This window comes from Psychrobacillus sp. L4 (assembly GCF_042944905.1).
Classification (GTDB): domain Bacteria; phylum Bacillota; class Bacilli; order Bacillales_A; family Planococcaceae; genus Psychrobacillus.
In genome coordinates this window covers 1649976-1675962 of the sequence record NZ_CP168496.1, presented here as the reverse complement: position 1 = coordinate 1675962, position 25987 = coordinate 1649976, and the positions used below count along the sequence as shown (strand labels likewise).

Here is a 25987-nt window from a genome sequence, read left to right as displayed (position 1 = left end):
GCCCTTTGTTTAGTACATTTTCATTTAGTGATTTGTATTAGGGTCTCAAACTACTAGATAGAACTATATGTTAGATCAAATCTGATTTTTCAAAGAAGAATTTAATTCAAGACTAAACAATTCAAGCTTCTCTAAAAATAGATATTGATTGCTTTATCCAAACGCTTTAAGCGTTAGATAAGCTCTTGCATCCTATTAAATTGAGGATGATTAGAATTGTATATAAAGTCATCGGAGAATGTCTTATATTCTATAGTTGCCGCCCCAACAATGACTTGATATTTTAAACTACCAGAAAAAATGATACCAAAAATGATTCCTAATATACCACCAGTCGAATGCTCTGCAAATACCCATTTTTCAATACCAAACGCCTCACGTATAGACTCTAAATCCAAAATAGTTTCTAGCATGCTATGCTCGTGATGCTCCAGTGCTTTTTCCTAATTACCACATTCTCGTAAAATAACTAAATAAACTGTATTTGTTTTCATAGAAGTTTCAGCAAAAAAAACGCCCGTTTCATTAAATTCAGAAAAATTACTAGTCACACAAAGAGGTTCGTATTTAGAAAATTTATATTTTCACAAAGTAGTACTATTTAAAAAGGAATCGCAGCAAATAGTGATTCCTTTTATCTTTTCTATTATTAGAGACGAACATTAATATTTTTGTCCTGTAAATAGGATTTGATCTCAGCAATTGTAAATTCACCATAATGAATCATCGATGCAACAAGTGCGGCATCTGCTTTTCCATCTATAAATACTTCCTCGATATGCTCCAGTTTCCCCGCTCCACCAGAAGCGATAATTGGAACATTTGTTTTTTCTGAAAGTAATTTTATTAGCTCCACGTCATAACCATTTTTCATTCCGTCTTTAAGGATGCTTGTACAAATAATTTCGCCCGCTCCAAGTTCTGTTGCTTGTTGCGCCCATTCAACAACGTCCATTCCAGTTTTTTCATGACCGGAATGTGTATATACTTCCCAACGAATAATTTCCTTATCTTCATTATAAATTGGCATAGCATCTAATCCTAAAACGACACATTGCTTGCCATAAATTTCTGCAGCTTCTCTAAGTAATTCAGGTCGTTGTACTGCTGCAGAGTTTACTCCTACTTTATCCGCTCCAGCACGAAGCAAGTTTTTAAAATCATCTACTGTTCGCACTCCACCAATCACAGAAAATGGAATGTAAACTTGTTCTGCTACTTTACGAATCCATTCAATTTTAAGATCTTGATTTTTTAGTGAAGCTGTTGTATCTAAATATATTAATTCGTCTGCCCCATCCTCAGTATACTTTTTCCCAAGCTCAGCAGGATCCCCAATAATCGTTGGGTTTCTGAATTGTACATATTTGACCGCTTTGTCATTCAACACATCTATTGCTGGAACTATTCTTTTTCTAAGCATATGTGATAACACCTCATTTACAGTAATTGTCTAATAATTGAATGCCATATTTCCCGCTTTTTTCTGGATGAAACTGCACGCCCATGACTTGTTCATTGCCTATGGCACTTGCAAAATCTAAGCCATAATTTGTTACTCCAAGAATGTTTTTTTCTTCCATTGGCTTTGCAAAATAAGAATGAACAAAATAGAAATCTGTGTTATCAGGAATGTTGTGGAATAAAACATTATTTTGAACATTTTTTACTTGATTCCAACCCATATGTGGAATTTTTTCTGCCTCCTCTTTAAACTCCGGAACCGTTCCTTTTAGAAAACCTAAACATTCCACATTTCCTTCTTCACTTGATTCCAAAAGTAGCTGCATCCCTAAACAAATACCTAATAGAGACTTTCCTTTTGCAACCTCTTTTCTTAAATAATCGCTTAAACCGGATTCATTTAACACATCCATCGCAACTTTTGCATTACCTACACCAGGTAATATTAGCTTGGTAATGGACTCATCATGATCAGTTGCTTTGGTTATTAGTTTGGTTTCATAACCTAAACGAGCTATCGCTTTCAACACACTATGTAAATTCCCTGCGCCATAATCTATAATGCCAATCATGCTCTTGCCTCCACTTTTAGTATATATTTATTATGCCATCAATTCTCGCTAAATAAAACAAAAAATTTAGCGCGCTAGCAGAGTGAATTATTACAGGTGCCTGGCACCAAAACAATTATGAATTTCGTGAAAATTAAAACAAACATGAAAATCGTGAATTTCACGTTTTTCATGTTTGTTTGTTTAAAAGCAATAAATTATTTAACTTTATTATAAAATTCAACGAAATTATTTACTACTGAATCAAGAAAACCAATTGTTCCTTCATCTGTCAGTTCGTTTTGTTCATTCATTTTAGTGTGAATAGCTCCAATGTATACTTCGTTATTAGGAAGTAATTTTGGTTGTAATGTTGGATTGGAAATGATTTCTCTCAAATGCAATTGTGCACGAACACTTCCTAATACTCCCATTGAAGAACCTACTATAAAGGTTGGTTTGTCTTTCATATCATGACCACTACGAGACATCCAGTCAATCGCATTTTTCAAAGCACCAGGAATAGAGAAGTTGTATTCTGGTACAGCAAATAAAACTGCATCTGCATTGCGAACCTTTATTTTAAAATTCATAGCACCTTTTGGAGGATTTTCTTCAATATCTGCACTAAACATTTCTACGTCATTAATAGATACGATTTCGATATCTAATTGCTCCGCATAACGATCTTTCATGTATTTTACAAGCTTTAAGTTATAAGATTCTTTTCTGTTGCTTCCAATTATTGCAGCTACTTTAATTGCCATATGTAATTTCTCCTCTTTCCAATTCCATTTGATTAATAAAATGCTAATAAATTTTAACAAAATATCACATTTGGTAGTATACCACTAAGTCTAAAAATTATGCTTATACAATGCTCAGAAAAATTTAACAAGCAATCTTGCCTTATTAAACGCATCTCTATTGTTACAGAAGTGTTACTGGTGCCTGGCACCAGTAACAACTTTGTAACAAGTCAAAATTTATTATTTGTTACATAATTTCGAATTCTCAAAATAGATGTAGCGATTTACCGCTGTAGTGTGTTAAAATGTATAAATATTTAATATATTGGAGGTTTGTAACTTTATGATGCAAGTAGCAGATATGAAATCAATTCAAGTAGAAAATGTGCTAATTGCACATCAGTTTTTAAAAGATGTAGTGGTACACACACCATTACAAAAAAACGAATATTTATCTGAAAAATACAATTGCACAGTTTATATTAAAAGAGAAGATTTACAACATGTTCGCTCTTTTAAATTACGAGGAGCATACTACAAAATAAAGACAATTGAGAATGTGGCCCGTAAGAAAGGGGTAGTATGTGCTAGTGCTGGTAATCACGCACAAGGCGTTGCATATGCTTGCGCTCATTTAAGAATAACAGCCAAAATATTTATGCCTCTCACTACACCAAAACAAAAAATTGACCAAGTGAGAATGTTTGGTCGTGAATTTGTTGAAATTATACTCTCTGGAGATACTTTTGATGATTCTGCACAAAGCGCGATAGCTTATGCAGAAGCAGAAGATCGAATGTTCATCCATCCTTTTGATGATCGGGATATCATTGCAGGACAAGGAACAGTTGCCGTTGAAATTATGAATGATATGGAAGAACCTATTGATTTTGTATTTGGAAGTATTGGGGGCGGTGGATTAATATCTGGGATTTCTACTTATATAAAAAGTCTCTCCCCTCAAACAAAAATTATTGGTGTAGAACCAGCGGGTGCTGCTAGTATGAAAGCAGCTTTAGAAAATAATGGACCAATTGTTTTGGAAACTATTGATAAGTTTGTGGATGGGGCAGCAGTAAAATGCGCAGGTAGTCTTACCTATGAAGTTTGCCAGAAATATGTAGATGATATTGTGCTCGTTCCTGAAGGAAAAGTTTGTTCAACTATTTTGGATTTGTACAATAAGCACGCAATTATTGCAGAACCAGCAGGGGCACTTTCAATTGCAGCGCTTGATTTTTATGAAAGTCAGATAAAAGGAAAATCAGTAGTATGTGTTATTAGTGGTGGAAATAACGATATTGGTAGAATGCAAGAAATTAAAGAAAAATCTTTAATGCATGAAGGTCTCCTTTACTACTTCATCGTAAACTTCCCTCAAAGAGCTGGGGCGTTACGAGAATTTCTAGATAAAGTATTAGGTCCAAGCGATGATATTACGACATTTGAGTATACCAAGAAAAATAATAAAGAAAGTGGTCCTGCACTAGTAGGAATTGAATTGAAACATAGTAATGATTATATGGCACTTATTTCTCGAATGACTGAGAATGGTTTTTCTTACAAAGAAGTAAACAAAGATAGTACTCTTTTCGAACTTTTAATTTAATTATATTTCATACAAACACTTGTGACATCAATACTTTCACAAGTGTTTGTATTTTTTTCTACATATTTTGACGCAATTGTCGAAAATATATTATTGTTCATTCCTAGTAAAAAAATCATTCTTTTGATATAATCATTCTTGTATTATAAATATTCTAATCTAGGGGGAAATCGTGAATGACAGAGAATCAAAACAACAACAAATTGACAACTGCAGCCGGTGCACCAGTAGTGGACAACCAAAACTCAATGTCTGCTGGTCCAAGAGGACCGCTATTATTACAAGACATTTGGTTATTAGAAAAATTAGCGCACTTTGATAGAGAAGTAATCCCGGAACGTCGTATGCATGCGAAAGGTTCTGCAGCTTACGGTAAATTTACTGTTACTAATGATATTACCCAATACACTAAAGCAAGTATTTTCTCTGAAATTGGAAAAGAAACCGAAATGTTCGTGCGTTTCTCCACAGTAGCTGGTGAGCGTGGTGCTGCTGATGCAGAACGAGATATTCGTGGATTTTCTATGCGATTTTACACAGAACAAGGAAATTGGGATTTAGTTGGGAATAATACACCAGTATTCTTCTTCCGTGATCCACTTAACTTTCCCGATTTAAATCATGCTGTTAAACGTGACCCACGTACCAATATGCGCAGCGCAAATAACAACTGGGATTTTTGGACATCATTACCTGAAGCCCTTCACCAAGTGACAATCGTGATGAGTGATCGTGGAATTCCTGAAACGTACCGTAATATGCATGGTTTCGGAAGCCATACATTTAGTATGATAAATGCAAATAACGAACGTGTTTGGGTTAAATTCCACATGCGCTCACAGCAGCCTATTAAAAACTTAACAGATCAAGAAGCAGAAGTACTTGTCGGTAAAGACCGTGAAAGTCATCAGCGTGATCTTTTAGATAGTATCGATCAAGGTGATTTCCCTAAATGGAAAATGTATATTCAAGTGATGACAGAAGAACAAGCAAATAATATGCCATATAATCCTTTTGATTTAACAAAAGTTTGGTATAAAAAAGATTTCCCATTAATCGAAGTTGGCGAATGGGAACTAAATCGCAACCCTGAAAACTATTTTGCAGAAGTAGAGCAAGCAGCCTTTACTCCAGCTAATGTAGTACCAGGAATTAGCTTCTCTCCTGACAAAATGTTACAAGGTCGTTTATTCTCATATGGTGATGCACAACGTTACCGTCTGGGTGTAAACCATCACCAAATTCCGGTTAACCAACCAAAATGCCCTGTACATTCCTTCCATAGAGATGGAGCAATGCGTACAGATGGTAACTTAGGTGGAACACTTCACTATGAACCAAATAGCTACGGTCAATGGAAAGCGCAACCTGAATTCAAAGAGCCTGCTCTGGCGATTAATGGTGCAGCATCCATTTGGGACTTCCGTGAAGACGATGATAACTACTACGAACAACCAGGTAAACTGTTCAATCTAATGAGTAGTGAGCAACAACAAATATTATTTGAAAACACCGCTCGTAATATGGATGGCGTAGAAGAACATATTAAAGTTCGTCACATCATTCATTGTTACAAAGCAGAACCAGCTTATGGAAAAGGTCTTTCGGTCGCCATGGAAATTCCTTGGGGCAATGTGGAAGCCGCAATGGCTTAATAGTGCTTACTTCAAGCTATCCTTTGATAAGGATAGCTTCTTTTTCATCGAATCAAAAAAGAACCGCTCCATCAGTCAATAAATGACTTTTCGGAGCGATTCCTTACATTTTATACAGATAAAAGAGCTCGATCACTTGTCAACTTTTCACCACGAATTCGTTGGAACTCATCCATGAGTTTTTCAATCGTAAGTGATTTTTTTTCTTCTTCATCCACTTCTAAAATAATTTGGCCTTTATCCATCATGATCAGTCGATTTCCTAAATCCAGAGCTTGTTGCATATTATGCGTGACCATAATGGTAGTGAGTTGATCTTTTTCCACTAATTGTTTCGTTAACTTTGTAATTAACGCTGCTCGAGAAGGATCAAGCGCTGCAGTATGTTCATCCAAAAGTAATATAGAAGGTTTCGTAAATGTCGCCATTAATAGTGACAGTGCTTGTCTTTCCCCTCCAGATAACATACCCACTTTAGCATTTAATCGACTTTCTAAGTTCAAATGCAATGTTTCCAAAGATTGGACGAAGAACTCTCGTCTCTTTTTATCCACTCCAATCTTTAAACCACGCTTTTTATTTCTCGAATAAGCAAGCGCAAGATTCTCTTCTATAGTCATTGAAGGTGCAGTACCTGCCATAGGATCTTGGAAGACACGTCCAATAAACTGAGATCGCTTATATTCTGGTAGTTTCGAAACATCTTTACGATCTATTACTATTTTTCCAAAGTCAGGTGAGATTGCTCCTGAAATCATATTCATCATTGTAGATTTCCCTGCTCCATTACTGCCGATGACTGTGACAAAATCTCCAACTTTTAGTTCTAGATTAATTTGATCTAAGGCAATTTTCTCATCTGCAGTTGCTTCATTAAAGATTTTATTGATCGATTGAAGTTTAAGCAAGATCATTCCCCTCCTGCTTCAAGACTTGAGTATTCTTAATCGCTTGCTCCGAATGACGCTTTGCTTTTCTTCTTTTCTCTCGGCGCTTATCAAAGTATTGAGGCAAAATTAATGCAGCAATAACAATTATAGCTGTAATTAATTTCATATCCCCTGTATCTAATAAATCTACTCTTAGAGCTAGAGCTAACACAATACGGTAAATAATCGCACCGGAGATAACAGCTAATGTAGTTCGAACAATTGTTTTCGTTCCAAAGATGGCTTCACCAATAATAACCGATGCTAATCCAATCACAATCATTCCGATTCCCATTCCAATATCTGCGAACTTTGCATATTGTGCAATTAATGCGCCGGAGAGAGCAACAAGTGCATTGGAAATACCTAAACCAATAATAACTAGATTATCAGTATTTGCAGAAAAACTTCGTATCATTTTTTTATTGTCACCAGTTGCACGAATTGCAAGACCAATTTCGGTTTTCAAAAACCAATCTACAATAAATTTTATAACCAAAACTACAATTGCAACTACTACAATCGTTCCCCAAGTTCCAGGAACGTACTGAACACCAATACTTTTCAGAAAGTTATTTATAGAGTCATCAATTCCTAAATTGCCCCACCAGCCATAAAACAAACTAAACAATGTTTCCGAGTTTAATAGGGGAATATTAGGCCGACCAATTGAGTTTTCCACTGTTAAACCCATTATTCGAAGATTAATAGAATATAAAGCAATCATCATTAGTATTCCTGAAAGTAAAGGATTTATTTTACCTTTTGTATGTAATAAGCCCGTCATGCATCCTGCTACAAACCCAACCACAATTGCAGCCAACGTAGCGAGCAACGGATGATATCCTAATACAATCATCGTAGCTGCCGTTCCAGCACCCGTAACGAAACTTCCATCTACCGTTAAGTCCGGAAAATCTAGCACTCGGAATGTAAGATACACTCCGAGTGCCATGATTGCATAGATGATTCCTTGCTCAACAGAGCCAAAAATAGCTGAAAACATAAAGAATCAATCTCCTATCTATTTTGCAAATTCCGCTTTCCATTCATCTTTTACTTTTAGACCCAGTATATCAGCGGTTTCTTTATTGATGACAAATCTTAAATTTTGAGGATATTGGACAGGTAACTCCGCTGCTGTACTCTCCCCTTTTAAAATTTTAACTGCCATTTGTCCTGCTTCGTAGCCGATATCAAAATATTCAAATCCGTAAGCGCCTAATCCACCCCGTTTTACAGAGTCAAATTCACCTACCATCATTGGTAGCTTATGATCATTAGCAACAGACACAACTGATTCAAGAGCTGATACAACCGTGTTATCCGTAATAATATACAATGAATCTACTTTTCCAATTAAAGATTCAGTTGCTTGCTTTACTTCAGCGGAAGTAGAAACAGAAGCTTCCACTACATTTAACCCTACAGCGTTCATTTGCTTTTTAACCGCATCCACTTGTGCACGAGAATTTTGTTCTCCGGCATTAAATACCATCCCAACATTTTTTGCACCTAATTCTTCTTTTAAAAATTTTATCGTACTTGGTATTGCATCTGGTTGTGTATCCACAGTTCCCGTTACATTTCCACCCGGTTTTTCCATGGATTGAACGAGTTCAGCACTAACTGCATCTGTAACAGATGTAAATACAATTGGAATATCTTTTGTTACGCTCGCAACTGCTTGAGCACTTGGTGTTGAGTTAGCAAATATTAAATCTACTCCAGAGCTTACTAGATTATTTGCAATGGTCGTATTTGCACTATTATCGTTTTGAGCATTTTCCACTTTGTATTCTGCATCAATTCCAGCATCTTCCAATGCTTTTCTAAATCCATCGTATGCCGCATTCAAAGACGGGTGTTCCACAATTTGTGTAACTCCTATTTTGAATTTCTTTGTTTCTCCACTTGAACTTGCTCCTTGATTTGTTTCAGTAGGCGAACTTGAATTTTCTTTTCCTCCGCAGGCAGCCAATAAAAGAACTGCACCAATTACCATAAACATCAATATTTTTATACTTTTTCTCATATTCCTCCATACCCCCCAGTATTTTTTACACCAACGATTCAACTCGCTAAAGTGTCAACTTTAAAGATATGTTACACTGCATTCGAAAGATAGTCAATAACATTATATTTCAGGTGCCTGGCACCAAAACAAACACGAAAGTTCGAACTTTCATGTTTGTTTGAACAATTAATACAATTCTACACACAAAAAAGCATCCGAAGAAACAATTTCGGATGCTCTGTGCTTCTTTATCATGGGTTACTTTTTTTCGCAAGTTCCACTGATTTTAATATTTTATTAATGTTCTCTTCTTATACTGTTGTTTTTTCTTTTTTAATTTGTTTACTTCGAAGTTGTCCACATGCAGCGTCTATATCTGTCCCTTGTTCCATGCGAACTCCGCAGTTAATCCCTTTGTTTTTCAGTGTTTGGAAGAATGCGCTGATGGATTCTTCTGAGCTTCGTTGATATTGACCGTGCTCATCTACCGGGTTATAAGGAATCAAGTTTACATAGGACAAATGACGTTTGTTTTCAAGCAGTTTAGCTAGTTGGTGCGCTTCTTCCACATGGTCATTCACGTCTCTAAGTAATATATATTCAAACGTAATTCGTCGGTTTGTTTTTTCTAAATAATAATCTACCGCAGCCATTACTTTTTCGATCGGAAAAGCTTTATTAATCACCATAATACGTGTACGAAGTTCATCGTTAGGAGCATGCAATGATACCGCAAGATTCACTTGAATGTTTTCGTTAGCAAAGTCAATAATTTTTTTTGCAAGACCGCTTGTAGAAACCGTAATATGTCTAGCTCCAATTGCAAGCCCTTTTTGATCGTTTACGACACGTAAGAAACTCATTAAATTCGTGTAGTTATCGAATGGTTCTCCGATACCCATAACAACTATATGACTAACGCGTTCGCTCTTACCAAGCTGATCTAAATGTTCTTGTACTTTCATAATTTGACCAACGATTTCCCCTGAATCCAGATCACGGTTTTTCTTCAGCAAACCACTCGCACAAAAACTGCAACCTATATTACAGCCAACTTGTGTTGTAACGCAAACAGATAAACCATAATTGAATCGCATCAACACAGTTTCAATTAGATTCCCATCTGACATTTCAAATAAAAATTTAATCGTTCCATCAGCCGATTCCTGTTTGACAGACTGTTTTAATGTTTGAATGACAAAATTATCCTCTAATATTTGAAGACAGTCCTTGTTCACATTATTCATTTCTTCAAAGCTCTGTACTCTTTTAATATATAACCAATCCCAAACTTGTTCCGCTCGGAATTTCTTCTGACCGCGTTCTAGTAACCACTCTATTAACTGATCTTTAGTGAGACCATATATCGATTTTTTCATTCATATTCCTCATTTCATTCGTATACAATTTGCCTATTATACTATAAATGTTTACATACGACAATTAATTATATCGGAAATGAAGGTAAAAAGATATTATTTAGTTTTTGAATAACTATGCGAATTATTTTAAGAACGATTGTGGATTAATTTTGTTAGGCATTGAATAATATACTAATACATTCAACTACTTTTAATAATATAATAGTTTTGATATCGAATTGGAGATGTATAGTATGAATAAGACGAGCAAGAAAATTATTTCTCAAAAAAAAAGGCGTGCTTTCTTTAAATTAGCTATATTAATTATTGGTATTTCGGCTTTTTTGCCTTCAAGCTTCTTAGAAACAAATCTACTGGATTACGAAAACAATAATAGTAGGGACATGGCTATGCAGGTAATTAAAATGACTACTGATACGTTTAGTAACTCTATAGATCAACTTCTAATTGTTTCTTACGAAATTGAATCATTAGAGGAGGAAGATGGGGAACTCATTTCGTCCGTAGTTATTGCATACACTGTTTTTGGTGTTCCTTATGCAGAAATAATCGCCAACAAAGATGGTGCTTATATAAATAAAAAATTTTTCTTTGATCGATAAGAAAAGGAACTCACTAGGATTTCCTTTTCTTCGGATTAAATTCATGCTGCTACTACATTAAAGAAGTTTCTATCCCATTTTCTCTAATCCAATCACTATAACTACCCACATACAATTGAACATTTTCATAACCAGCTTCTTTTAAGCTTGCATACAGAGGTGCAGCAGTAACTCCACTACCACAATACGCAATAACTGGTTTTGTATTATCCGTTAAATCAGTTAGTTTTTCTATTAATGCTTCTTGCTTCATAAATTTACCATCCTGTTTAAGCTGCTCCCAATCAAAATTTAGAGCTGTAGGAATATGCCCTGCTACAACGTCAATTGGCTCCATTTCACCACGATACCTGATAGCTGAACGAGCATCTATTAATTGAGCATCTACTTCACCTGCAACAATTTTCTTAACCGTTTCAATATCAACATATAGTTCATCCTTCCAAATCGGTGAGACGTTCGAAAGCGGATAATTCAAATCCAAGTCGGAAACAGGAAGAATTTTTTTCGCTTCTTCAAACCCTTCACGAAGAACATGAATGTCCGAAAAACCGGCCCATTCCAATAAAAAATATGCACGTAATGCAAATGGCGAACCACCTTGATCGTAAATGACAATCGAATCATCCAATAATAGTCCTGCTTGCTTAACAAGCTTCGTCATCTTCTCTTTTGAAATCATAGGATGACGACCAAACTTGCTTTCCATGTCGGACAAGTCCTTTTCCAAGTCCCAATAAATAGCCCCTTTTATGTGCCCCATTTGATACATATCTCGACCTGCATCACGATTTACAAGATCAAAGCGAGCGTCAATATACCGGACATCTTTTCCAACTAAATCTTTTAAATCTATAAAAACGTTACTCACCCTATTATCCCCCTTCATTAGAAACACGTTCGTAAATTTTCTTCCATTTTGCAAGTATTTCTTCCTGCTCCAATAATTTTCGTTCGGCCTCGATTTGTGCAACAGATTCATTTAACCACTTTAATCGAACAGATTCTGTTTCCAAATCCACACACTGCTCTACCCACTTAGAAAGTCTTGACTGTTCTTTTTCTATATAAGCCTGTGCCTCTATTTTTGTTTGTTCAGATAAAGCATCCCGCAGTTTTTCTTTTTCATTTTTTTCAAAAAATGATTTCGTATTTCTAAAGTATGATTTGACGTTGTCATATTTCGCTATTTCTTTAAACGGACCAGCGAATTCCAATAAATCCCATTTTCCGCTTTCATGTGGTGTAAATGTAAAACTTGCATTCCAGTCTTTTAATACCCGCAATTCTTCTTTTTCCAACTGTTTTATTTGTTTTTGAATAAATTGCAGCACACGGAAGTTAGTCACTCGCATTTCTTGCTCTAAATCAAATCGCAACATGCCAAGAATATCCTTTAATGCTATTTCTAAAGCCAAGTTACCCGATTTATTTGTAAATAGCGATGGATTATATGCTTCTTTAAAAAATTCATTGAAACGATAATATACTCGTTGAAGAACATAATATAACAAGGTTTCAAGCTCTTGCTTTGCCTCTTTCGCGGTAATAGCAGACATGGAGCTTGCAAAGCGCTTACGAATATTTTGCTCTTGCTCACGCAATTCTTGTAGCCTTGCATCTTTTCTCGCAAGATTTGCTTCCGTTTGTTCGATTAATGTAAACAATTTAGTCTGCTGACGGGTTGCTTCTTCCTCTAATGAGGTTACTGCAATTTGTTTCAAGTCTTTATCTAAAAACCGAAGGAATTCTTTCTCAAATTGTACCATTCCTTCATGTAATGTAGTAGATTCAACCTTTTCTTTTAACGCTTGTAAGCTAGATACACCGTATACTCTTGGGAACCGAATACCGAAACGTTGTAGTTCCTCTTGCACATATTGCTTCACAAGACTTGCTTCCTCTTCCGTATCAGCAAGATCAATGGCGTTCACAACAAAAAACATTTTATCTAGTTCAAAAGCATCTTTCACGCGCCCTAGCTGAATTAAAAACTCTCGGTCTGCTTTTGCAAATGCATGATTAAAATACGTAACAAATAGGACGGCATCTGCATTTCGAATATAATCAAACGCAACCCCAGTATGCCGTGCATTGATAGAATCTGCTCCTGGTGTATCTACTAATGTGACCCCAAGTCTCGTCAGTTCACAGTCATAATAAAAATCAATGAAGTCGACAAAACAACTTCTCGATTCTTCTGCCACATACTTCCCAAACTCTTCACCCGATACTCGAAGCACTTTACCTAGTTGATGTTGGAAAGTTGCGTAGCCTTTATAAAAAGCAATAATAAAAGATTTATGCACTTCTTCTGCTACAGCTTGCTTCATTACAATACTTGCCTGATCAATTGCATCATCTAAAGACAAAACCGTAATCCCTAATTGGCTATAAGCAAAGGCTACATCTTCAAATAATTGTTCTTTTGTTTTGAATGCCACATCTGCCGTGTTATGCGGATGTTTTTCTGAAACCGGATGAATTTTATTAATTGCAGCAGTTGTTGGATTCGGTGAGACAGGTAATACATTTGCTCCCATTAATGCATTTGAAAAGCTTGATTTACCCGCACTAAATGCCCCAAATAAAGCAATTGTAAATTGTTGGTTTTCTACCCGTTTTGCTTTCCGCTTAATAATGTCAGCAGCTTCCTGGAAATCCGGTAATTGTTTTAATACTTCACCCATTCTATTTGCTCTTTTTAAAACTGCTTCTGTAGGAAGTATTATCTCATTCGATTCAACTTTTTCTGTAAATGACCTTTGTTCAATCTTCTGTTCCTTTTCCACTAATGACGGATCAAACTCTGTTATAGAATTCCTGAAAATATGTCGTTCATTTTCCCATTCCAACATCAATTGATCGCGGTCATTTCTCAGCGCCAAGGCAGGCGTTTTAATCGCGTGTTCAAATGAATTGAGTTTAACATCGAGTTCTTCTATTGTATGAATTGCCAACATCTTGCCATTCAAAATTTGCGTTTTTTGCTCAATCTTTTCTGTTTCTTCTATTGGATGTTCATGCATAAAACGGATTTTTTGTTCTTTCCAACTATCCGTTTCCACGATAAAAAATCGAATAACAGCATCTCGAACACGATTAGCAAAATGTTGAAGCGCATCTCCCGTTGTACTTGCACCATCATGTAATGTCCCACTAATAAGAGATGAAGAAATTTCAAAAACTCTCTCATCTATTTCGTTCGTGCGTTCGGAAGTTAAAAGCGAAACATCTTTTAGCATTCCTTTCATCAATTGTTTTAGATGAAAAGTAATATTAGTCGTAATAACTTTTTCGAGGTTTTGTCTTGCCTCTTCTAATCTTCTTTGTCTTTCATCTTCTGTTTTCTTTTTACTTCCGATAAATCCAACTTTAAATGAACTCTGCATGCCTTCCGCGTATAATTTGAGAAAATCACGCATTTCATAAGGCATAATAGAGGCATTTTCTAGCATGGATTTCCGTTGTTCTTCAAAAGTTTTTTTCCAAAGGCTTATGTCCTGAAGCTCTGTTTGCTTATTAGAAATTGCTAGTTGTTCTTTTATCTCTTCTTTATTAACCCATTCTTCTTCTGTTAATTGGTCTTCAAATGTTTCTAAACATAGTGCTTTTTCATCCTCTAAAAACTTTCTATGTTCATCCGTTAGCTTCTTTAAAGTGGCATTAGCAGCAGTAAGAAAATAATCATCTTTATTTTGAATGGAATGTTGAACAATTTTTTGCACATTTGAAAAGTCATTATGAAGGAGGTTTTTATCTTTTAAAGAAGTGTAGAAAATATCTTTTGGTTCGACTGCCCACGCTTTAAATGCACGCGCAACTGATTGTTTAAAATCTTCAAATGATAATTCTTCTTCTCTATGTTTATCAACTTGGTTTACAATTAAATATACATTCTCATTATAATGAAGTAATTGCTTCGTAAATTGAAAATTAAGTTCAGACTGAACATGATTATAATCCATGACGTAGAACACGATATCCGCAAGATGAAGTGCAGATTCTGTCGAAACACGATGTGCATCATCTGTTGAATCCACACCAGGAGTATCCATAACAGTTATTCCTTCTGGCAAATGAGATCCAGAATGGCCAATCTCGATTTGAGAAACGTTACTCCCATCTTTCGAATATTTTTTAACTAGTTGAATATCATATTCTCCGGAAAACTTTACAGGTGCTCTATCCAGAAAGTGCACGAGCGCATAATTTTCATCCGTCTTTTGCACAGTTACAATATTAGCAGAAGTGGGAATTGGGCTTGTTGGGAGCAATTGTTCATCAACTAAAGCATTAATCATGCTAGATTTACCTGCTGAAAAATGCCCAGCAAATGCTATAGTAAACGTCTCTTTTTCCAATTTCCCTGCAAATGATTTTGCTTTTGCAAAACGTTCATCATCTTTATTTTGTTGGAATAATGTTGCAAGTAACGCATTTCGTTCTTTTATAATATGGAGCTCTTCTATATTCACCATTAAAAAATAATTCCCCTTTATAATTCGACAATATATGTACATCATAGCAAAAATATAATGAACGCAAAAGCGTTCATTATATTTTCTGCGACGAGCCTGCGCAGGAGCACTGTTTTTCATACGCAAAAGCGTTCATTATATTTTCTGCGACGAGCCTGCGCAGGAGCACTGTTTTTCATACGCAAAAGCGTTCATTATATTTTCTGCGACGAGCTCGCGCAGGAGCACTGTTTTTCATACGCAAAAGCGTTCATTATATTTTCTGCGACGAGCCTGCGTATTAATATAAAATAACAAAAAAAAGATGCCTCCATTTGTCTTTGTTAAAAAAGATCAAATGTAGTCATCTATGATTAATGATGTTATTTAGCTTGTGGGGATGTAGAACGTAATACATAAGCTGTAACCCCAGTATATAACAGAATTGTCGATCCGATTAATAAAACTATCATACAAATCGTCCTTTCAAGTGAATTTGAAATTCATTCTCATTTAAATAATAACACAGCATTTCGACATTTTCTACATAAAGTATTCATTTAAGATTACTTTTATGCTAAAATTAAGCCATCTTTACTAGATGGAGGGAAAAAATGAGTGAGTCAAAACACATACAAACGATACTAAATGGCACAATACAATCATTAAAATCTGTAATCCCTCTTCCGATGGAAATTAAATCGCCTTCACTAATGGTACAACCATTTGAACAAAAAGAAATGGCCGTACTCATAGGAATTATTGGGGATGTAAAAGGACGAATTATTATAGATTCCACCGCAAAATGCTTTTCATCTATTGGTGCAACAATGTTTGGCATGCCACTAGAGGGAGAAATGCTTGAATCTTTTACTGGTGAGTTAGGAAATATGATTGCAGGTAATTTATGTACTTCCGTAGCAGGAAATGGTGTTGAAATTGACATAACCCCACCTACCGTTATCGTTGGCACCACTAAGCTGTTTGGATTCAAGAGTGCTTTTAAACTTCCTGTCGAAATAGCGGGAATTGGTGATTTATTAATAATTTTAACAATTGATGAATAATGATTTCCTAGGACTTTCTACTATGAGAAAGTCTTTTTTTATTGAAAAAAATTTTTTCTCTTTTCTAATCTTCACATTTAATTCACATAATCGCTTTCTAGTGTGACATTTATCACATCATCTCCGCTCATTTCTATTTATGATTAAGTACACAAGAACATCTTTTACAGGAGGAGGAAATCAAATGTCGAATAAGCCGGAAAAAGAGCCCGATTTGAAGGGTACATTGTATTCTGTTGGATTTTTAGGCGCATTTATTTTAGTCACATGGTTCTTGGCATTTTACTTGTTTATGGAACGATTCTAAGTTCGATCCCATTCAGAATAAAGTGAAGGCTTTCATTGGATGTCACAAATTTTTATAAGGAGTTAAAATGCTCCATTCAAAAGTTGTAAAGATATCCACCAAGGTCTAATTGATTAAATTGGAGGATTGAGATGATTCATATTCATAAGTATGAAAAATGGTGGTTAACATTTGGAATTGGATCACTTGTTTTATTTTTGGTAGTTGTTGGTTTTAGCGCATTCCATTATGGTTCTCACCCACCAAGCGCAAAAGTGTATGTTGATCCTGAGCGAGTGGATGAAATTGCCCCTTTCAATAACCCAGGTGTTCATAAAGTGGAAGGGAAAGACTGGGATTACGAGGTTGTTTTTGTTGCTCTGGCATTTTACTATAATCCCCCTGAAATTGAAGTTCCTTTAGGTTCAAAAGTTAAGTTTATCGCAACTACTAAAGATGTAGTGCATGGTTTTCAAGTAGTAGGAACAAATATTAACATGATACTTGAGCCAGGTTATGTATCTGAATATGTAACAACAGTTGATAAAGCTGGAGAGTATCTAATATTATGCAATGAATATTGTGGACTTGGGCATGCCTCCATGACTTCGATGCTAAAGGTGGTAGAGTAAAATGGCAACTATTTCAGATAGAGCAAAAGGTTTTGCCGAAGTGGATAAAAGAGATGGAAAATTAGCGCTTGCACATATCTATGTTGCATTTATAGCATTGGCAATCGGCGGGCTTTGTGGCCTGTTACAAACATTAGTCCGTTCCGGTCAGTTTACACTCCCTTGGGGAATTACCTATTATCAAATTTTAACTGTGCACGGTGTTTTACTTGGTCTTATATTAACTACTTATTTCATTTTTGGTTTTCAAATTGCTGCAGTGAGTAGAACTTCAGGTACATTAACAGACAAACAACGCTTATTAGGTTGGATTGGTTTTTGGACAATGACTATTGGTACCACTGCTGCTTCGACTATGGTTTTACTTAATAAAGCATCTGTATTATATACGTTTTATGCACCACTGCAAGCCCACTGGATTTTCTACGTAGGTTTAGCTTTAGTAGTCGTTGGATCTTGGATAGGTGGAGCTAGTCAAATTTTAAAGTATATGGAATGGAGAAAAGCAAACCCAGGGCAACCTAGTCCTCTTCTAACTTTTATGGTGGTAGTGAATTTAACAATGTGGATTATATCATCATTAGGAGTTGCAGTTGAGGTTGTATTTCAACTTATCCCTTGGTCCTTGGGCTGGGTAGATAAAGTAGATGTGTTACTTTCACGGACACTGTTCTGGTATTTTGGTCACCCTCTAGTTTATTTTTGGTTATTACCAGCATATATGATCTGGTATGTTGTTATTCCGAAAATTATTGGCGGGAAAATTTTCTCCGATTCTCTTGCTAGAATGTCATTTATTTTGTTCCTTTTGTTTTCAATTCCAGTAGGATTTCATCATCAATTAGTCGAACCTGGAATTAGTTCTTTTTGGAAATTTTTACAAGTTATTTTAACTCTAATGGTAGTTATCCCTTCACTATTAACAGCTTTTTCGATGTTTGCAACTTTTGAAACTCGTGGACGTGCATTAGGCGGTAAAGGCTTATTCGGTTGGGTAAAAAAATTACCATGGAGTGATGCACGATTTATAGTTCCTTTTATCGGTATGGTAGCATTTATACCAGCAGGTGCTGGGGGTATTATAAATGCTTCTCATCAAATGAACCAACTTATTCATAATACGATTTGGGTAACAGGTCATTTTCATCTTACAGTGGCAACTACAGTCCTTTTAACTTTCTTTGGAGCAGCCTATTGGTTAATCCCTCACCTTACAGGAAGAGTTTTAACGAAAAAAATGAACCGCCTTGCTATTATTCAAGCAATTGTATGGGCAGTTGGGATGTCCATCATGTCAGGAGCAATGCATATTGTTGGGTTACTCGGAGCACCACGGCGATCTACTTTTTCTACTTATGGTGATTCTGCTCAAGCAGCTGAATGGATTCCTTACCAAATTGTTCAAGCTGTTGGGGGTACTATTCTTTTCATCGGTATAGTATTAGTACTGTATATTGTTGTAAATTTGTTATGGTTTGCTCCTAAAGGAGAAACAGAGTTCCCAGTAGGTGAAGTTTCTGAACATGCTGAAAAAACTCCAATGGCACTTGAAAACTGGAAGATTTGGCTGACAATTTGTATTGCCTTAATATTATTCGCATATACAATTCCAGTTATAGAGATAATCCAAAATGCACCACCAGGGTCAAGAGGATATAAGTTCTGGTAGGAAGAAAAACGCAAGCGTCCTTTAAGTGCATTTTGTCTTAACCGATTCCAGAGTGCTTTGGACGAAACATCAGCTCCACTATTAACGAGGAAATTTTTGTGGATTGAGAAGTGACTGCGTCACTTCTCAATCCACTTTTTTCGGTAATCTTGTAGCGGTTGTTTGTTCGTCACCCTCTTGGATTACGTAAAGGCACGATGCTTTTGGTTTGGATAAAGAGAGATAAGATGCTGTCCTACTCTTTTAAAAGCGGACAAAAATACAATTTCGGACATTATTTTCTTCCTTTTCTATATTAATAGAAAAAAGACTGTAGGCAGCCTCGACTTTTATCGAGTTTGTCTACAGTCTGAGAGAACTAAACTTTGCAGCTTAGTTCTCTTTACATATATTATAATTGATATAGTCTTGTATATTTTTCTTCTAAATAGTCTGCAAGGTAATTGCCGTTAAGCCCTTCCCCTGTTGTATCTTTTAATATTTCTAATGGTTTTTTAAGTGCTCCATATTGATGGACATTTTGCGTAAGCCATTCTTTAATTGGAGATAAATCTCCTTTTTCAAATAGTTCATCAAAGTTTGGTATATCTTTTAACATTGCAGCTTTAAATTGAGATGCATACATATATCCTAAAGCGTATGATGGGAAATATCCAAAACTTGCCCCTGCCCAATGCACGTCTTGTAGAATTCCTTCTGCATTTGTCTCTGGTCGAACACCAAGATATTCCTCATATTTTGCATTCCAAATCTCTGGTAATTCTTCTACTTTTAAATCTCCATTGAATAAACCTTTTTCAATTTCGTAACGAATCATAATATGTAGCGCATAAGTCAGCTCATCAGCTTCTATTCGAATTAGTGAAGGCTTCACTTCATTTATCGCACGTAAAAAGTCTTCCATTGCAACATCTCCGAATTGTTCTGGAGAATAACTTTGTAATTTCTCATAGTTTTGTTCCCAAAACTTCGGATTACGTCCTACAAAATTCTCATAAAACAATGATTGAGACTCATGTATTCCCATAGAAGCACCACCAGATAAAGGTGTCCCTGTCAACTCTTCTCCCACATTCTGTTCGTATATGGCATGACCACATTCATGAATTGTCCCAAATACCGCAGAACGGAAATCTGATTCATCGTATTTCGTTGTAATTCGTACATCTCCACGATTTAAACCGGTAGCAAATGGATGAACCGTTTCATCTAATCTTCCAGCTTCAAAATCATAGCCTAATTGCTTAAGTACATCTAGACTAAAAGCTTCTTGTTGCTTCTTATCAAAATGTTTAAATAAGAAATCTGTATTTGGTTGATTTGGAGATTCAGAAATTTTCTTCAATAACGGGACAATACGGTTCCTTAAGTCACCAAATACTGTATCCAACACTTCCGTCGTCATTCCAGGTTCATATTGATCCAAAAGGACATTGTACGGATTATCATCCTTAACTCCCCAGTACGTTACGAATTTCTTTAACGTTTCAACCATTTCTGTTAAATAAGGTTTGAACATTTCCCAATCATTTTTGGATTTTGCTTCTTCCCAAACAGATTCTGATTTAGATTGCAGAATGACAAACTTTTTATATTCATCAGCAGGTATTTTTTTACTTAGTTCATATTGTTTTTTTACTTCTTCAAATACACGTTTCGTTACACTATTAGCAGTACCAATCGTTGGTTCTAATTCATCTAATAATTGCTTTAATTCTTCCGAAGTAGATAGATTAAATACATCTGTTGCAAGAACACCCACAACTTCAGAACGTTGGTCTATTCCTTTTTTAGGTGCCCCAGTGCGCATATCCCAATATAATACCCCTAATGCTTCATTGTAGGCACCAATCTTTTTTACATAGTTTAGAAACTGTTGTTCAAGTGTCAAAATTACATCCCCCTTTTATCCATTTCAATTTTAGCTTACCATAAGTTTATGAAGGTTGAATAGATGTTGGCAAAATATTCACAAAACGACTTTCTGTTTCAGCTTCTTCAGCATTTAGCAGAATATGAATCTCACCATAATCATTAGAAGTCCTAATAAGTCTTCCGATACCTTGCTGAAGTCTTAATAGCATAAACGGTAAATCTACTTCCTCAAATGGATCATTAGAAAACGTACGTTTTGCATCGAATAATGGATCAACAGGTGGGAACGGTAAATCAAAAATAATGACTCTCGTTAAAGCCTTTTCTGGTAAATCAAGACCTTCCCATAAATGATAGGAACAAAGTGTAGCAAAGTCTCCATTTTGAAATTCTTTCACAATAGTAGAAAGTTCACGTTCCCCTTCAAATACGATATCGCTTTTTTTAGAGGTAGATAATCTAAATTGATCCATTGCTGCTTTCGATTTAAATAAAATTAATGTCTGTTGTTTTTCTTCCAGTAATTTATGAACATATGCTGTTTTGTTTTCTTGTTCTATTTCTTCCACATAGATTTTCATCACTTCATCATAATTAAAAGGTGATGCTACAGAAAATGATTGAAACTTTTCTACTCCTAATGAATCCGAAATATACGTAAAATCTTTTTGAATCGATAATGTTGCGGAAGAGAAAATGATGGGCATTTTAGAAGTGAATAGTTTTTCATTTAATATATCTGTAACTAGACGCGGCATAATGATTAACGTTTCATGTCCATCAATTATTTCTAGCCACTCTACTCCATCCCCTTTTTCCGTGAATAAGCGTAAAGAGAAAGAATATTGTTCTAAAAATTCCTCGACCATACGAAGTTCATATTCTGGAATCGTATATAGTTCAGATTCAAAAACAAACTCTTCTAATAAGTCATTAGTGATTCTTATTGCCTTTTTACATGTTTGTATCAGTAAATCTGATTTTTCAATTGTCATACGTTCACTATCTTGGGTTATACTATTTTTTCTTATTTGACCAAATATTTCGTCATGCGCTTCTTGTAATTGCTCCATTAAGTATAATGTTTTTTCTCTAATACCATCTACCATAATTCTTTCCAGTAAACGAACAAGCGTCTCACTTTGTATTTCATACGTCAGAGCTTTTTGTGCTGCAAATTCCAATAAATGGCCTTCATCTAATACTGTCATCGAAACTTCGGGAAGTAATGGTAGCTGTCCTTCTCTTATTCTCGATTCTTTTGTCCAAATATGTTCCATTAAGAATTCATGTGAACAAATGATTAAATCAGATGACTCTCTGTAATTTTGTCGGTGAATCGTTTGACCACATCGATTTCTCACGTCACATACCATGCATTGTTGGGTTGGATGATAATTTACTTTTTGCCAATCTTCATCGCTTACTCCAGGAAATTGACTTCGTTCCCCATATGGATAAATTTGCTGAAGAGAAGAATGTCCATAGACAAAGTCAGGAATTAGATCCTCTATTTCTTCTAAGAAATATTCATTGTCTAAATCTTTTTGCGCATCTTCCAAACGTTTCAAACACAAATATTGATTGCGTGACTTTGCTAATCGAACATCAATTGTAATATCTAAATAATTTTGCAGTTTAAAGATATCCCCTGCTTCTTTAACTAATTGCTCTATTAATGTTTCATCCGCACAAGCAATTAAAGCAGGCTTTCCCGTATACCTTGCGTAAGAGATGGCTGGTAATAAATAGGCAATTGTTTTTCCGGTACCTACTCCAGCTTCCGCAAATAATACATTTTTTTCTTTCAATGCTTTTTCAATTTGATATGCCATAAAGATTTGTTCATCACGGCATTCAAATCCTTTCTCTGGTAATTCGTCGTATAAAACATCTCCCATCCAATCACCTAATGATTCGAAGAAAGAACGGTCTTTTGATAATTGAAAAGGTAACGCTTTTTTCATATGATAACTCCTCCAAAATAAAATAAGAACGGAAAGGAGCAATTCCCTTCCGTTAGACTTAGACTGATGTCCCCAATTACAAAAATATTCTTATATTAAGAACGCTTACCCCAAAATTGATAATAATCCGTTCGAATAAATCCATTAAATAGTTTTCGTTTTTTCGTTGTTCTTTTACCATATAATTGTTCGAAATTTTCCATCGAAGACAACATATAAACAGACCATGAAGGATAATTTTCCATCGCATATCCAAGATCACTTATCAGTTTTTCAATCTCTTCAATTTCTCCAATTCGTTCTCCATATGGCGGATTACCAATCATGACACCATCCGTTAATGTCGTAGAAAAGTCCCGTGCTTGCATTTGTTTAAATGTAAGGATATCAGCAAAGCCTGATTCAAAAGCATTTTTTTCGGCAATTTGAATCATCTTATGATCAATATCTGAACCAATAATTTGTAGTTCTTGATCATAATTTGTAAGTGCTTCCGCTTCTTCTCGGACGGTTTCCCATATAGTCTTAGGCATCCATGACCATTCTTCACTATGAAAATCTCGGTTAAAACCAGGTGCAATATTTTGCCCAATCATAGCAGCTTCAATTGCAATTGTACCAGACCCACAAAATGGATCTACAAAAGGACGATCTGGATTCCATTTAGATATTTTTACTAGAGCAGCTGCGAGTGTTTCTTTTAAAGGTGCTTCCCCTTGATCTTGACGATATCCACGTTTATGGAGACCCGCCCCGCTTGTATCGATTGTGATAGTAGCAATATCTTTCAAAATACTAATTTCAAGTTTGTAAGTAGCACCTGATTCATCCAAGAAACCAATACGCTTATGCGCTAATTTTAGTCGTTCAACTACAGCTTTTTTTACAATTGCTTGGCAATCTGGAACACTAAATAAAGTAGATTTAACAGATTTCCCTTGAACAGGAAAAGCTGCATCTACAGGTAAAAATTTTTCCCACTGTACCGCTTTCGTTCGTTCAAACAGTTCGTCAAAAGTTTTAACCGGAAACTGAGCAGCAACTATTTTGACACGGTCAGCGACTCGTAACCACACATTCGCTCTAGCTATTGCTCTTTCATCACCTTCGAAATAGATTTTCCCATTTTCTGTTGTTGTTTCGTATCCTAATGCTTTCACTTCATCTGCAACGATTGATTCTAAGCCCATTGCTGAAGTTGCTACTAATTTAAAATTTGTCATAGTACATTCCTTTCTCTCTTATGAATTTCCCAAAGTTCAAAGAAATCCAATAGCTCTTTACTAGGAATTGGTCTGCTGTAATAATATCCTTGAATAATATCACATCCCATTTCTTTTAAAAGCTTAACTTGTTCTTTTGTTTCTACACCTTCTGCAACTACTTTTATATGTAAACGATGAGCCAACAAAATAATACAATCTACAATAGCTTGCTTATCTTTTAAAGAAGTTATTTGTTTTATAAAGCTGCCATCAATTTTTAAATAATTTAATGGAAAACGATTTAAGTAACTTAAGGAGGAATAGCCAGTTCCAAAATCATCTATAGATAATTTGAAACCCATATTTTTTAATTTAATAAGCTTTCCCACAATACCTTCTGTATCATTCATAATCGTACGTTCCGTTAGCTCTAATTCCAATTGCCTTGGACTACAATTATATTGCATTAAAATAGAATTTATTCTTTCTATAAAGTCATCTTGTTGAAAATGTAAAGACGCAATATTAATAGACACTAAAACATGTAGTATCCCTTTATTTCGCCAATCGATAATATCCAAACATACCTTTTCAATAATCACTTCACTTAATGGGATTATTAAACCAGTATCTTCTGCATAAGGGATAAATTCTCCTGGAGAAACAAATCCTAATTTTTCATTTTGCCATCTAACCAAAGCTTCCACACCAATTATTTCTTGTTTTTCAATAGAAACTTTCGGTTGATAGTAAATAGTGAATTCCTTTTTCTGAATAGCTTTTCTAAGCTCGGATTCAAGTAATAGTAATCTTTTGGAATCACTCTTTAATTCTTCAAAATAGAATGCATATTGATTTCGACCATTTTGTTTTGCAAAATACATGGCTTTATCTGCTTTATGTATAAGTTTTTTAGCACTTATACCATCTTGCGGATAAATACTAATTCCTATACTTGAAGTTATATATATTTCATCTCCATTAATATAAAACGGTCTATTTAATAACTTAGTTATCTCTTTCGCATAATATGCTGCTTCTTTTTGATGGTTAATATTGTTTAAAGTCATTAAAAATTCATCTCCACCATATCTTGCAAAGATATCTTTACGCTGAACAATACTATTTATACGATTAGCGACTTCTGTTAGTATTAAATCACCACCATCGTTACCAATCGATTCATTAATTTGTTTAAACCGATCTAAATCTATAAAAAGCACAGCATGCTTATACTCATTTTGTTTTGAAATATGTATCAAGTTATTTAAAGATTCATTAAAGAAGTTACGATTCCCGATATTCGTTAAAGGGTCCGTAATAGTCATTTCTTCTAATTCTTTTTCTACTACTTTTTCATGGAATATATCAGAAAAAACCCCAAAAAAATAGGTAATTTCCCCTTGATCATTCATAATACTTGAAATAGATAAGAGTTCTGGATAAATGTCCCCGTTTTTTCTTTTATTCCAAATCTCACCTTGCCAAGCACCTTTAGTTTTTATAGTATTCCACATATGTGCATAAAATAATTCATCTTGCTTGCCGGATTGTAATATTCGCGGGTTTTTTCCACGAACTTCTTCTTGTGAAAACCCCGTAACCATTTCAAAAGCAGTGTTTACCAGTAAGATGTTCATTTGATTGTCAGTAATCATAATTCCTTCAGTAGTTGAATGAAAAACTTCATCCACTAATTTATTTGGGAACAAATAAATTTGATCAGGTGGTTGCACTTTTTTCATTATTGATTACCTACCTTCCCTAATTATTAAGATTACTTCCAAAGTTTTTCATGTTCAAATTATATAAGAATAGAAAAGCCCTCCTATGAATGGAGAGCTTTTTAATCATTTATTTTTAGCCAC

21 protein-coding genes are annotated in these 25987 nt (G+C 35.1%); 7 read left to right on the top strand and 14 right to left on the bottom strand.

The annotated features are described in order from the left end of the window. Positions 1 to 173 precede the first annotated feature (173 nt). The 4 genes from ACEPXG_RS07850 to ACEPXG_RS07835 all read right to left on the bottom strand — a co-directional run bounded on the left by ACEPXG_RS07850 (position 174) and on the right by ACEPXG_RS07835 (position 2782). Complete coding sequence (locus ACEPXG_RS07850; protein ID WP_391209088.1) at positions 174 to 413, bottom strand: hypothetical protein; 240 nt, start codon at positions 411 to 413, stop codon at positions 174 to 176. A 236-nt stretch (positions 414 to 649) separates the two neighbouring features. Then, the gene (gene hisF, locus ACEPXG_RS07845; protein WP_391209086.1) at positions 650 to 1423 is read right to left on the bottom strand and encodes an imidazole glycerol phosphate synthase subunit HisF; all 774 of its coding nucleotides are present in this window, start codon (positions 1421 to 1423) and stop codon (positions 650 to 652) included. A 13-nt stretch (positions 1424 to 1436) separates the two neighbouring features. Then, positions 1437 to 2036, bottom strand: coding sequence for an imidazole glycerol phosphate synthase subunit HisH (gene hisH, locus ACEPXG_RS07840; protein WP_391209083.1), 600 nt, complete (start codon positions 2034 to 2036; stop codon positions 1437 to 1439). Between the two features lie 197 nt (positions 2037 to 2233). Continuing rightward, on the bottom strand, positions 2234 to 2782 hold the full coding sequence (locus ACEPXG_RS07835) for an NADPH-dependent FMN reductase (RefSeq protein WP_391209081.1): 549 nt from the start codon (positions 2780 to 2782) through the stop codon (positions 2234 to 2236). Between the two features lie 328 nt (positions 2783 to 3110). Here ACEPXG_RS07835 and ilvA point away from each other — a divergent pair, with 328 nt between their 5' ends. Together ilvA and ACEPXG_RS07825 are read left to right on the top strand one after the other, a co-directional pair. After that, a complete protein-coding gene (ilvA, locus tag ACEPXG_RS07830; RefSeq protein WP_391209834.1) occupies positions 3111 to 4373 on the top strand; it encodes a threonine ammonia-lyase IlvA in 1263 nt (420 codons plus the stop codon). A 176-nt stretch (positions 4374 to 4549) separates the two neighbouring features. After that, positions 4550 to 6028 (top strand): catalase, encoded by a 1479-nt coding sequence (locus ACEPXG_RS07825; protein WP_391209079.1) that lies wholly within the window; start codon positions 4550 to 4552, stop codon positions 6026 to 6028. A gap of 110 nt (positions 6029 to 6138) precedes the next feature. On the opposite strand, the gene ACEPXG_RS07820 is transcribed toward ACEPXG_RS07825, so the two are convergent. The 4 genes from ACEPXG_RS07820 to rlmN all read right to left on the bottom strand — a co-directional run bounded on the left by ACEPXG_RS07820 (position 6139) and on the right by rlmN (position 10353). Then, a complete protein-coding gene (locus tag ACEPXG_RS07820) occupies positions 6139 to 6936 on the bottom strand; it encodes an ABC transporter ATP-binding protein (protein WP_391209076.1) in 798 nt (265 codons plus the stop codon). Then, complete coding sequence (locus ACEPXG_RS07815; protein WP_391209074.1) at positions 6929 to 7963, bottom strand: ABC transporter permease; 1035 nt, start codon at positions 7961 to 7963, stop codon at positions 6929 to 6931. Before ACEPXG_RS07815 ends, ACEPXG_RS07820 begins: the two co-directional genes overlap by 8 nt. 18 nt (positions 7964 to 7981) lie before the next feature. Then, positions 7982 to 8992 (bottom strand): ABC transporter substrate binding protein, encoded by a 1011-nt coding sequence (locus ACEPXG_RS07810; protein ID WP_391209072.1) that lies wholly within the window; start codon positions 8990 to 8992, stop codon positions 7982 to 7984. A gap of 293 nt (positions 8993 to 9285) precedes the next feature. Next, positions 9286 to 10353, bottom strand: coding sequence for a 23S rRNA (adenine(2503)-C(2))-methyltransferase RlmN (gene rlmN, locus ACEPXG_RS07805; RefSeq protein ID WP_151699691.1), 1068 nt, complete (start codon positions 10351 to 10353; stop codon positions 9286 to 9288). A gap of 236 nt (positions 10354 to 10589) precedes the next feature. On the opposite strand from rlmN, the gene ACEPXG_RS07800 reads away from it, so the two are divergent. Then, a complete protein-coding gene (locus ACEPXG_RS07800; RefSeq protein ID WP_391209069.1) occupies positions 10590 to 10958 on the top strand; it encodes a hypothetical protein in 369 nt (122 codons plus the stop codon). Between the two features lie 52 nt (positions 10959 to 11010). Here ACEPXG_RS07800 and ACEPXG_RS07795 read toward each other — a convergent pair whose 3' ends face one another. Together ACEPXG_RS07795 and ACEPXG_RS07790 are read right to left on the bottom strand one after the other, a co-directional pair. After that, positions 11011 to 11829, bottom strand: a complete 819-nt coding sequence (locus ACEPXG_RS07795; protein WP_391209067.1) for a sulfurtransferase — start codon at positions 11827 to 11829, stop codon at positions 11011 to 11013. Positions 11830 to 11833: 4 nt separating this feature from the next. Continuing rightward, positions 11834 to 15439, bottom strand: coding sequence for a dynamin family protein (locus tag ACEPXG_RS07790; protein WP_391209064.1), 3606 nt, complete (start codon positions 15437 to 15439; stop codon positions 11834 to 11836). 593 nt (positions 15440 to 16032) lie between these two features. On the opposite strand from ACEPXG_RS07790, the gene ACEPXG_RS07785 reads away from it, so the two are divergent. The 4 genes from ACEPXG_RS07785 (at position 16033) to ACEPXG_RS07770 (ending at position 19072) form a co-directional block, all read left to right on the top strand. After that, a complete protein-coding gene (locus ACEPXG_RS07785; protein WP_391209062.1) occupies positions 16033 to 16485 on the top strand; it encodes a chemotaxis protein CheX in 453 nt (150 codons plus the stop codon). A 184-nt stretch (positions 16486 to 16669) separates the two neighbouring features. Then, positions 16670 to 16792 carry a cytochrome c oxidase subunit 2A gene (locus ACEPXG_RS07780; protein ID WP_391209060.1) on the top strand — a complete coding sequence of 41 codons (123 nt, stop codon included), beginning with the start codon at positions 16670 to 16672 and terminating at the stop codon, positions 16790 to 16792. 134 nt (positions 16793 to 16926) lie between these two features. Beyond that, complete coding sequence (locus ACEPXG_RS07775; RefSeq protein ID WP_391209832.1) at positions 16927 to 17403, top strand: cytochrome B5; 477 nt, start codon at positions 16927 to 16929, stop codon at positions 17401 to 17403. Position 17404: 1 nt separating this feature from the next. Continuing rightward, positions 17405 to 19072: a b(o/a)3-type cytochrome-c oxidase subunit 1 gene (locus ACEPXG_RS07770; protein WP_391209058.1), complete on the top strand. Its 1668-nt coding sequence runs from the start codon at positions 17405 to 17407 to the stop codon at positions 19070 to 19072. Between the two features lie 391 nt (positions 19073 to 19463). Here the strand turns inward: ACEPXG_RS07770 and ACEPXG_RS07765 are convergent, their stop codons facing one another. The 4 genes from ACEPXG_RS07765 to ACEPXG_RS07750 form a co-directional block, all read right to left on the bottom strand. Next, on the bottom strand, positions 19464 to 20963 hold the full coding sequence (locus ACEPXG_RS07765) for a carboxypeptidase M32 (RefSeq protein ID WP_391209056.1): 1500 nt from the start codon (positions 20961 to 20963) through the stop codon (positions 19464 to 19466). Positions 20964 to 21009: 46 nt separating this feature from the next. Beyond that, positions 21010 to 22914, bottom strand: coding sequence for an ATP-dependent DNA helicase (locus tag ACEPXG_RS07760; RefSeq protein WP_391209054.1), 1905 nt, complete (start codon positions 22912 to 22914; stop codon positions 21010 to 21012). 95 nt (positions 22915 to 23009) lie between these two features. Further along, the gene (locus ACEPXG_RS07755; protein WP_391209051.1) at positions 23010 to 24137 is read right to left on the bottom strand and encodes a THUMP domain-containing class I SAM-dependent RNA methyltransferase; all 1128 of its coding nucleotides are present in this window, start codon (positions 24135 to 24137) and stop codon (positions 23010 to 23012) included. Further along, positions 24134 to 25864 (bottom strand): putative bifunctional diguanylate cyclase/phosphodiesterase, encoded by a 1731-nt coding sequence (locus ACEPXG_RS07750; RefSeq protein ID WP_391209049.1) that lies wholly within the window; start codon positions 25862 to 25864, stop codon positions 24134 to 24136. Before ACEPXG_RS07750 ends, ACEPXG_RS07755 begins: the two co-directional genes overlap by 4 nt. Positions 25865 to 25987: the final 123 nt, after the last annotated feature.